At 47.2% G+C, this 11220-nt stretch carries 7 protein-coding genes and 1 rRNA gene; 1 reads left to right on the forward strand and 7 read right to left on the reverse strand.

All coding sequences use genetic code 11. The annotated features are described in order from the left end of the window. Positions 1-410: 410 nt before the first annotated feature. Genes JWH17_RS22105 through JWH17_RS22125 form a run of 5 tightly spaced genes read right to left on the reverse strand, consistent with a single transcriptional unit; the run spans position 411 to position 5757 of the window. Positions 411-1379 (reverse strand): ABC transporter ATP-binding protein, encoded by a 969-nt coding sequence (locus JWH17_RS22105; RefSeq protein ID WP_205224876.1) that lies wholly within the window; start codon positions 1377-1379, stop codon positions 411-413. After that, positions 1376-2347, reverse strand: coding sequence for an ABC transporter ATP-binding protein (locus tag JWH17_RS22110; protein ID WP_205224877.1), 972 nt, complete (start codon positions 2345-2347; stop codon positions 1376-1378). The genes JWH17_RS22105 and JWH17_RS22110 overlap by 4 nt, the downstream gene beginning before the upstream one ends. Then, on the reverse strand, positions 2348-3187 hold the full coding sequence (locus JWH17_RS22115; protein WP_205224878.1) for an ABC transporter permease: 840 nt from the start codon (positions 3185-3187) through the stop codon (positions 2348-2350). Beyond that, positions 3180-4190 carry an ABC transporter permease gene (locus tag JWH17_RS22120; RefSeq protein ID WP_205224879.1) on the reverse strand — a complete coding sequence of 337 codons (1011 nt, stop codon included), beginning with the start codon at positions 4188-4190 and terminating at the stop codon, positions 3180-3182. The genes JWH17_RS22115 and JWH17_RS22120 overlap by 8 nt, the downstream gene beginning before the upstream one ends. Before the next feature lie 13 nt (positions 4191-4203). Continuing rightward, entirely contained in the window at positions 4204-5757 is a 1554-nt protein-coding gene (locus tag JWH17_RS22125) for an ABC transporter substrate-binding protein (RefSeq protein WP_205224880.1), read from the reverse strand. Between the two features lie 451 nt (positions 5758-6208). On the opposite strand from JWH17_RS22125, the gene JWH17_RS22130 reads away from it, so the two are divergent. Continuing rightward, positions 6209-7171: a helix-turn-helix domain-containing protein gene (locus JWH17_RS22130; RefSeq protein WP_205224881.1), complete on the forward strand. Its 963-nt coding sequence runs from the start codon at positions 6209-6211 to the stop codon at positions 7169-7171. Here the strand turns inward: JWH17_RS22130 and JWH17_RS22135 are convergent. Both JWH17_RS22135 and rrf read right to left on the reverse strand, forming a co-directional pair. Beyond that, a complete protein-coding gene (locus JWH17_RS22135) occupies positions 7168-10530 on the reverse strand; it encodes a M14 family metallopeptidase (protein WP_205224882.1) in 3363 nt (1120 codons plus the stop codon). The two genes, JWH17_RS22130 and JWH17_RS22135, sit on opposite strands and share 4 nt — an antisense overlap. A 569-nt stretch (positions 10531-11099) precedes the next feature. Beyond that, positions 11100-11216 (reverse strand): 5S ribosomal RNA (gene rrf / locus JWH17_RS22140). Positions 11217-11220: the final 4 nt, after the last annotated feature.

Raw genomic sequence — 11220 nt, forward strand, 5'->3', positions numbered from 1 at the left:
ATTTTCTACTATGGACCAATAGCGATGCTCTTTGCCATCCTTGAAACGTTTTTTTGCTCGTAAAAACATATCCTACTCTTGCCCAATATTATCAGCAAAGCAAGGGGGTAGGTCGGCACTACAAGCCATTTTTGCATCCTGCTAACGCAACTTCAAGAGGTTACGCTTCAAAACAGGGCGAAAATAGTGAAATCGGAGGTCGAACTGCGAAAGTCGGGCTAAATTAACAGAAAATAAAAGCCTCAGATTTACCACTCCTTTCTTTGCCTTACCCATCAAAAAAGTATCTTTTGCAAAGTTGCAAACCTGGATTTCCCCCTCCTGCCTGATTCTCAGGTAGTGGTATTTGTAAAGCAGTGGAGATGAATTTAATGAGTCGTGCAGCTTTCGTTCTATGCAAGACACTTGAATCAGGAGCGCATATGACAAGCAACCATATGCCCATTTCCAAGATCTTTAAGAACAGGTCTGTCTGTCTTGCAAATGGTATTCGCTTCAGGACATCGAGGATGAAAATGACACCCGGAAGGGGGGTTGATAGGACTAGGTACATCTCCTTGCAAGATAATGCGTTGCTTTTTGGCTCCTGGTACTGGTTGCGGGGCAGCAGAAAGAAGGGCCTGGCTGTAAGGGTGCTGGGCTCCGGCATAGAATGCCTTTTTATCGGCGGTCTCAACCAGCCTACCGAGATACATAACCGCTACCCGATCGCAGATATGCTCCACCACTGACAGATCATGGGAAATAAAAATATAAGTAAGCCCGAACTGTTTACGCAGATCCTGAAGCAAGTTAATAACTTGCGCTTGAATGGAGACATCAAGAGCCGATACTGGTTCGTCAGCCAGAATAAGTTTAGGCTGCAGGGCCAAAGCACGGGCGATGACAATACGCTGACGCTGCCCTCCTGAAAACTCGTGTGGGTACCTCCTGGCCTGCCCTGGTCGCAACCCTACCACATTCATCAGCCATTGCACCCGCTCCTCGCGCTCTTTCTTTGTACCCTGATGATGAATAACCAGTGGCTCGCCAATAATATCGCCCACCTTTTGCCGCGGGTTAAGCGCAGAGTACGGATCCTGGTAGATAATCTGCGCCTGACGCCGAAATTCCTTTAATTCACCCCCCTGCAATGAGCATAGATCCCGGCTTTCAAATTCCACCTTTCCGGTAGTTGGCTCCTCCAAGCGCAGCAACGTTCTTCCCAAGCTTGATTTACCACAACCGGATTCACCAACCAGCCCATACACCTCACCGGCACGTACCGATAAGCTCACACCATCTACCGCGCGCACCACGCCCTTACGGGAGCCAAAGCCTGAACTTTGCACAGGATAGTATTTGCAGACGTTTTCAGCTTTGAGAATAGTAGTGTTCATATGCCCTCCTCCAACGGATGCCAACAGCGTACGCCATGCTTTGCATGGACTTCCTGCCAGGGTGGAACCTGGCTGCACTGCTTATCAGCATATGTGCACCGGTCCTGAAAGGCACAACCTGGAGGCAAATGCAACAGGCTTGGTACCGCCCCTGGAATGGTGGGCAATGCCCCTATATGCCCTCGCTTAGGCAATGAGTCGAACAGTCCTTTGGTATAAGGATGGGCTGGACGAGTAAATAACTCCCCCACATCGGCTGATTCGACTATTTTACCGGCATACATTACCATCACTCGGTGACAAGTTTCGGCAACCACTCCAAGGTCATGGGTGATCAACAATATTGCCATGCCGATTTCCTGCTGTAGTTTTTTCATCAACTCCAGAATCTGAGCCTGGATAGTGACGTCAAGAGCGGTGGTCGGCTCGTCTGCGATCATGACCGCCGGGTGGCAGGCTAGAGCCATGGCAATCATTACTCGCTGACGCATCCCGCCGGAAAGCTGATGGGGATAGTCATCAATTCTTGCTGTTGGCTCTGGTATCCCGACCAGTTCCAACAGTTGCACAGCCTCCTGCCGCGCCTGGGCTTTTTTCATCCCGCGATGCTGCTTCAAGGGTTCCATAATCTGATACCCTACTGTAAAGACAGGGTTCAGACTGGTCATGGGTTCCTGGAATATCATAGAAATCTGGTTACCCCGGATATCCCGAATAACCGATTCTTTTGCCTTGACCAGGTCCTGCCCATTAAAAAGAATTTTCCCTTCGGCAATGTGGGCCAAAGGTTTAGGCAAAAGTTGCAATATCGACAAAGCAGTAACCGATTTGCCACAACCGGATTCCCCCACAATCCCTAAAGTTTCGCCCTGGTCAACATGCAAACTAACGCCATCGACAGCAGTAAGCATACCGCGCTTGGTGGCAAACCTGGTCTTTAGCCCTTGAATCTGTAACACTGGTTCCATTTATTGCGACCTCAAAGATGGATCTAAAACATCGCGCAAACCATCACCGAACAGGTTGAACCCAAGTACCAGGATAAGAATAGCTGCTCCAGGGAAAGCAGCAACATGAGGGGCTAACTGAATATATTGCCGCCCTTCGCTTAACATGGCTCCCCATTCAGGTGAAGGAGGCTGGGCACCGAGTCCTAAAAAACCCAAGGCTGCAGCCTGCAAGACTGCAGTTCCCATACCCAGCGTAGCATACACTATGATCGGCGGCAGACAGTTAGGTAGGATATGCTTAAAAAGAATGCGTCCATGGCTCCCACCAAGATGCACAATTGCCTGGACAAATAATTGCTCTTTCAAGCTTAAGACACCTGCACGCACGATCCTGGCATAATGGGGAATGTATACAATCCCCACAGCTACCATGGTGTTGGTTAAATTTGGTTCGAGAATAGCAGTAATAAAGATAGCCAAAAGTATGGCTGGAAAGGCAAGAAGCATATCCATACATCGCATAATGATACTGTCGATTCTCTTCCCAAAATAACCGGCAAGAAGTCCCAAAAGAGTGCCGGGAATAAGCGAAATAGTTACTGATATGACGCCAATCATCAAAGAGATTCTGGCTCCGTAGATCACCCGACTAAAGATATCTCTGCCAAGACTGTCTGTGCCGAATAAATGCTCTACACTTGGTCCCTGCAGACGAATAAGCGGCGATGGAATGAGCGGGTCGGCTGGAGCAATCCATGGTCCCATAATTGCGACCACCACAATCAGCAAAATCAAAACCAATCCGACCATGGCACTGACGCTTTGCCGCAGGTCTTTAAGAGCTTCCCACCTACTCATCAACTCGTAACCTCGGATCCAGGAAAACGTACATTAAATCCACTGCCAGATTAATAGCTGCCATTAGGGCGGCAAACACAAGAATGCATCCCTGTACAGCGGCATAATCCCTTCCAGCAAGGGAATCAACGACATAGCGCCCTAACCCGGGCCAGGAAAAGATAGTTTCGGTCAACACTGCTCCGCCAAGCAACAAGCCAAGATTAAGGCCAAGCACAGTAACCACCGGCAGAAAAGCATTGCGCAAGGCGTGACGCAAAACAACCACACTCTCAGCCATCCCCTTGGCTCTGGCGGTTCTCACATAATCCTTACTCATTACCTCCAGCATGGAACTACGTGTAATCCGGGCAACAATAGCCATGGGAATGGTAGCCAGAGTGAACGAAGGAAGGAGAAGATGTTTTACGGCAGAGAGAAAGGCCTGCCCATTGCCGGCTAAAAGGGAATCAACCACCATCAGGCCGGTCATTTCCGGAACCTCAAGTCCCAGGGTGATCCGCCCCATCATCGGCAAGATGGGATACTTTACGGAAAAGAGGTAAATCAACATGAGGCCGAGCCAGAAGATGGGCATGGAAACACCCACCAAAGCAAGGAACATGGAAGCGTAATCTAAAAAGGAACGTTGTTTGACTGCGGACAAAACGCCGGCCGCCACGCCAACCACGGTTGCAATAAACATGGCGGCCAGAGACAGTTCCAGAGTGGCAATCAAGCGCACCCATATCTCCCCAGCTACGGGGGCGTTGCTGCGCAATGAGTTGCCCAGGTCGCCCTGGATGATATTTCTGAGATAAATCCAGTACTGAGTCAGCAAAGATTGATTCAACCCCAACTGCGCGCGCAGGCTTTCCAGCTCCTCGGGGTTGGCAAATTCGCCTAACAACAACTGGGCAGGGTCTCCGGGGATCATCCTTAGCATCAGGAAGACCAGCACGGAAACCCCGAACATGATCAATACCAGGTGAAACAGCCGCCTTGATATATATCCCAGCGTCATCGGTTTTTCGCCTCTAGTTCTTGCTTACCATCTGGAAACTGTTGAGTCCGTTGGGACGAAGAGGCACATTATTAAGCCGCTTATTATAACAGCGAACGATGGTAGTATGGGCCAATGGAATCCATGGCGCTTCGTTATGCGCTATAACCTGCGCTTTCATATAGTATTCAGTACGCTCCTGCTTATCAAAAACAGTCTGGGCTTTTTTACACAGCTCGGTAAACTCCTGATTTTTCCATAAAGAAACGTTGGAAGCACCAGGTGTCTTTGCTGTATCAGCAGACAGTAAACCATAGAGGAAGTTGTCTGGGTCGGCGTTGCCACCCAACCAACCAAGCATGCACAGGTCATGCTCACCATTGGAGGTCTTCTTTAGATAGGCCCCCCAATCCATGCGCACGATTTTTGCCTTTACGCCAACCGAAGCCAGGTATGCCTGAATAAGTTCAGCAGTCTTTACCGGATCCGGCATGTAGGCACGGCTGACTGGCATGGCCCACAATTCGAGTTCACGGCTAAAATCAAACCCAGCTTCCTTGAGCATCTTCTTGGCCTTGGCAGGATCATACTCATACGGTTGGATGGAATCGTTATAACTCCAGATGGATGGAGCAAAGGGATTTTTGGCTGGAATTGCCATGCCTTGAAAGATTGCCTGTATAATAGCATTTTTATCGATGGCATGGCTCAGACCGATGCGCACCTTGGGATCTTTTAAATACGGTTTTTCAGTATTCAAGGCAAGATAGCCGACATTAACACTAGGGCGCTTGATCATCGCTAAATTAGCATTTTTTTCGACTAACTTAATACTATCCGGGTCAAGGTCGTCTGCAATATCCACAGCACCTGATTGCAGGGCCATCAATCGTGCAGAGGGTTCAGGGATAGATTTAAGTACGATTTTGTTGACCTTGGCCTTTTCTCCCCAGTAATCTTCATTGCGTTCAAACACGATCTGATCGTCTTTCACCCATTTCACGAATGTAAATGGACCGGTTCCAACCGGATGTTGACCTATCTGATCTTTATATTCATACATCGCCTTGGGTGACAAAATCGGACAAAGCCAGAGGGCCAGATTGTTGAGCAGTGGTGCAAAGGGTTTTTCCGTGACCAATTGGATTGTATACTCATCAACCACATTAATGCTTTTAACCGGTTTTAAAGAGAGACTTAAATAACGCCACTTGCCATATCCATGAAGCGGGTGTTTATCATCAATGACACGGGCAAAGGAATCATAAACTGCCTGGGCATTAAAGGGTTCGCCATCATGAAATGTAACACCTTTGCGCAACTTAAAGGTCCAGGTCAAACCATCTTCGGAAACAGACCAGGACTCAGCCAGTTGCGGCTCCACATCCATACTATTCTTGCCGAAAATAACCAGATTCTCGAGCACCTGAATACCTGCCTTAATGGACTCCCCATCGGTTGCCTGAGCAAGATCAAGACTGACTGAATCTCCACCTCGCCCCCAGACAAGGGTATCAGCCTGACTGGCATAGGTAGCGCCAGGCAAAATCAGAGCTGCAGCTAAAAGTGCCAACAATAAAGTACGCATGCGTTTCCTCCTTTTAGTGTAATTATTGTATAATCTTCGCTCATATCTTCAAAACTGGGCGAAGCCTCACCACCCTTTCATTATCTGACTGAATCCAGGTAATTATTCAGCGAAAATCTAAAACCTGACAATCTACCCCGAACTGTAACTGTTCAGCAGTGCTCCAAATGTTCACCAGCATACCGATTTAGCAAATAAGCCCCGACTTCGATACATCGGTATGCTGGGCGGGCAGATCGTGGAGAGAGGTAAGCGCAGACTCCGTGGAGTGCTGCTGAATAGTTACGAATTTAGAATGTTATTACTCTGTACGTCAAGCAAAATATTAAACTGGTTTAATATAAAATATTAAATTACTTTTTGTTTTCAACTTAAAATGATTTAATATAAACTTCACATGAAAAATTAGCTAAATGGTCATTCTCCCTGCAAAACCAAACAGAGCGCTTTTGTGCGTTCCCAACAAAAAAACGTCACCATGTCTTTAACCAAGCAGCGACGCCTCAGAGCCGACCTCATCTGTACGCTGATTAGTTCCAGCAAAATGCCCCGTAACCAGGTCGCAGCCGCAGCCGGTCTTACCAACACCTATATCAGGGACCTGGAACAGGGCAAAATCGCCAATGTGGACCGCCGAAAACTCCTACGTCTTGCCATCGCCTTGAATATGAATTTAAACCGCATCGATGAAATGCTCAGGGTCTTTGATAGAGCAAGTCTTTCCTCAGACGATATTGACAGTTTTATTGAATCCGCTCACAAACGGAAAACAACCACGGCACTATTCCCTCTCCGTGATTTTTATGCTTATGAACTGGCCGTCTATGCCATGGAATATATACAAGGCGACCAAATTATGGTCAATGATCGCCCAACGGTCTGTTTGCGAGAGCCTGGCCATCGCAGCTTTAGTGACAGTCGGCTGGTAGAAGCACACCCCTTGTACGCAGAATTACTCGAAACCATAGGGAAAGTTCGCCGCAAGCAGCTTGAGGTCAACCTCAAAAACTATACCATCACCCACTATCTCTGCCGTGAATGCCTGGAAGACTATGTTCGGGCAAATGGGAACCATGAAGAAGAATACTGGCGGAAAAAACATGTGGCTAACCTGCTCGACTACCACCAGCGCTTTCCTAACCTCAAAGTGCACATTACCGGTGTCTGCTCTTACATGCTGTTTTCCATCAAAGAGCCGACAGACGGCTCAGACATTCAGTTCAACTTCTGTGCAAAGCCTGGTCATTACGTGCCTGGCGAACGCCCTGGAAGACTATCAGGGTTTTCCACCAGCAACCCGGTTATACTGCAGACCTTTCAGGAGGAACTCGACTCCATTAAGAGATGGATTCTCCCTGAATTCTCAACCAGGGAAGCAGTGGAGGCATACCTGCAACAACTGGTAACCTCTTAACCGTTTTCTTGTCTGCGCCAGGAAAACAAAACTCCACCTGGCTGCTCCTCACGAACCAAATCTGCTTTTTGTCGGCTATTGCACATACGGGTTAACATGGTTTTGATGATAACCAGATGAGCCCTTGTGCACTGTTCAAGCCAAGGACCTCGCGCAACCTCGTCAAGCACTTCGGTAATCACCTCACTTTTTACCAACGGCCATTTCCGGTGCGCATAATTCGTTTTACTGATTCTTTCGCATGTCGGAACAACTACCAATGATCGTTCCAAATCCGAAGTAAATACTTCCGGCTCAAAGGCTTTCGCATACCGCTCGTACCGGTTAAAAATCTCTTGGTTGAGTTGGACAATATCCTGTTCTTTTTCCATGGCCGCTGACATTGTCGCTGCAAGCTGTTTAGCCTCATCACTACCGGGATGGTCTGGTTGATCATAAAACGGCAGAATGGCATAGACAAAGGAACGCGGAATCCAGTGTTCCTTAAAACGGGGGCTGATATATCCTGCAAAAGGCTGTTCCCACTCATGGCTGGGTACACCGTGCAGGTCAAGCATATACTCAGGTAACCACCGTTCAAACAGTCTTGCTTTTACCCTCGCCTCACTAAAAAGCGTGTCAGGATCAAAATACTGATCATACCACTCCATGCCGAGCGCATTATAGCGAGCAGCATGCAGTTTGTGGTCTGTAGCGTATGGTAACATTTCTTCTAGGGTCGCCACACCGTCGGCATTTTCAAGTGGTACGACAACAACATTGGATCTCATAAGCATTTCTGATGTGGCGGCACCTGAGGCAAGTTCATGCAGCAAACACATGGCTGCATTAGAACCGGAAACCTCATTAGCATGATGGCGTGCATTGATAAAAAGGGTGGGCTTCAGTAAACGAGCCCTGCTCACCGCCATCCCATTGTCTCCAGTTGCTTCAACTGCAAGAATATCACGCCCCATAAGACTCTTTCCTGCTTTTATTACTCGAATACCTGGCCTGCTGGAGAGAGACTTCGTCCATGTTCGTATCTGTTCACCACTGGGAATAGTAGTGGCATCGGGTACAGAAAGGTTCCTTGCAACTCCTTGTTTATTATTATTCTTTGCTGGACGAGCTTTAAACAGAAAACCATTTTCAGTCGGATTTAAATTGCACCCCCATGCTTTGGCAGCCTCGCACAATCGTTCACGCTCTTTAATGTTCGTTGAGTGCTGGTCGCACGGAAATTCTACAAGTAAATATCCTTGTTCAAAGCCGATATTGCCGATTTGAGGTGTAGACTCGGCACACGAAATCCGGTGCTTATATGGCTTCAACAGGAGTTTTGCCCAGGGTTGTTTTCCATCCGCAGGGCGCACAAAGGGTACAATCCGTCCTAACTGAATATTCGTTTCAGGACAATACCTGTCGCGAAAGGCCTGCATAAAGGCAAGCAGCCCGAAATATACATCTTCATGCAACGCTTCCATGGGTGCGATTCGTTCTTCGCCAAGCCCGAGTTGTTCCTGTTCTTCGTCTATGGCTATCTCAAAACGGATTTCTTCCCAAAAAGCCAGAGCGTTGCGTTCAAGTAATGTAGGTAAGGCATCCTTCATTAATGCTGTTATTTCGGGTAGCCATTTTTCTTGGAATCGGCCCCAGAAAAGTTCGCGATCAGTGGGTACCTGGCAATGCCAAAAGATCTTCTTATCTTGTTTGAGTTGGATGCCCGCAGTTGTAGGATAGCACTGTTGATCGCTTCTCAATTCTAACGTGTAGTCAATACGAGAAAAAAGTGGAGTAAGGCCACATTCGCTAAGCAACTCACCATCGCAGTTCAACGCCTGGACAAGGTAGGCGTGATTCTGCGTTGTATCCATAACCATGTGTATTCGATCGACTGACCATCCTCGGCGCTGACAAACGACATCAGGTGCCGGATATATTTCCTGAGCCCAACGGGTTGAACTTTCCATTTGGTTGGGCATAGAGAAGGGACGAAAACTAATGCGCAGGGAATGTACCATCTTGGGTAGAGCAGGCTCAACCTCTTCCAACAGCCAACTAACTGCCGGTTTATGCGTTCGTAAAACAACGACTTGAGGATCATAGCCTTTTTGTTGCAAGAGAGCGTGCAACTTAGCTTGAAGTTGAAAACGTTTTTGTTTATTAGCCCCCAAATAGGCACGACAGAATATCTGACCTTGCCCAACTGGGATGTTGGTCGCAGCTGTCGCCAGTCGTTTCCATTCCCCTGCAAGCTTCATCTTACGGGTTATAGGAAAACTTTTTACCTGTTGTTCAGGTACGGATAGTCCAAGCCTGCGACAGTCTTTTGAAATTCTATTCCAACTTAATCGATCTTGGGGCGGTAATAACCGCCCTTGTACTAATTCATGAGCAAGGTAACCTTCTTGACCCTCCCCTTGGACAATCATGGCAGCTGCAGCGACCCGTGTTTTCCAAGTCTCTAAAGAATCGCCACCAGGTATGTCGCTTTCAAACCAGAGACGTTCGAGTTCTTTAAGTAATTTGACCAGAGGTTGTGTCCCGCCGACAGCAGTAAATTGATTGTTTGAACCATGAAACCATGCCACTTTATCTTGGTTTTCTATAACAGTAAGACAAAATTCCGCATTAGGGTTATTCGCAACCTGGGCAAACGGTAATAGTATTTCAGTGGCCTGCGAGGTAAGTGTAGATGCTATGGAAAACAGAGCCTGACCACAGAGCGAAGACACTTGAGAGGGTAATACCAATCCGAGAGTACAACGGGTTGCCCTGGGAGAGTGTAGATCTGTAGCCAGAAAGGTAGTTCCAAGCGACGTCAAATCTACATTTTTTTCAAGCTTTACAGATTCTATAGCTAGCTCTGCCGGAGGGGGCGGTAAGATTACGTCAGTTACAATTCCGCTCTGCAAATATACAAACCCGGAAGGAGTGGATTCTTCAGGTATTACCACTCGCAGGACTGTTTCCTCAGGAGAACAAATATCCTCTATGGCAAGAATATCGAGTACTCTCTTCATGGAGAGTTCACAGTTCCCGGACAATACCCAGCCACCATTATGATCCGATTCCAAACAGGCTGCAGCATCATAATGTACAGTAGGCGATTGTATTAAAAGTGTTCCTGCTTCAGGTTCACTTAAAACGCAAGGGCAGGAAATCTTATTACCGCTAGATGTAATATTAAAGCGTGCAGCCAAGTTGATAATTCCAGCCCAAAGAGCACCACTCTGCATTTCGGGCACGACGGCAAGTACTAAATTAGTAGTATCAGGATATCCATCACCGTCATTATCAATAAATAAATCCTGCTTATCAAATAAAAAACCAAGATTAATTGTAAGGGCTTTCATATCAGCATCATGCTGTTTCATGTGTTTCCTATGTTCTTGTTCGGGGGGATATCATACGGATGTAAAATATGGAATTACCACAGCTGAAACATTCACGTCAGCATTTCTTTGGTGTTCAGCAAAGAATTCGTCAATTAAGTGATCATCGTAAAAAAAATAGACAGCATGAATCTAACCCTTTACTCATACCACAACCATATAACTGGGCAGCCTAGTAGGGTGGATAAGCGTAGCGCATCCACCAATGATAGTCATCGGAATCAGCGTGGATGCGCTGCGCTTATCCACCCTACGCTCTAATCGAAATATATTATCCGTAGAGGAAATTCCTTCTTTGCATTGACTATAGCCGGCAAGGCCATCGAAGACGAACACCGTTTGTGTTCACTTGCTGTATGGCCATACTTTTTTATGCAAAACATCTTGGTTTATCGAGGGTAATAAATCCAAAAACAGGCCAAAAGCTAAGGTAAAAGATGCAGGGAGTGGAATACTGTCTTTAGGAGTACCGCGATATTATATGTTTACTTGAATCTGCAGGCAAAAAAAAATCCCCAATACACGATGAGTGTATTGGGGATTTTAAAAAGAGACGGCGACGACCTACTCTCCCACATAGTCACCCATGCAGTACCATCGGCGCTGAAGAGCTTAACTACCGTGTTCGGAATGGGAACGGGTGGAGCCTCTTCGCTATGGTCACCGAAAAAT

The sequence above is a fragment of the Desulfogranum marinum genome (genome assembly GCF_016918565.1).
In the GTDB taxonomy this organism is placed as follows: Bacteria; Desulfobacterota; Desulfobulbia; order Desulfobulbales; family Desulfobulbaceae; genus Desulfogranum; species Desulfogranum marinum.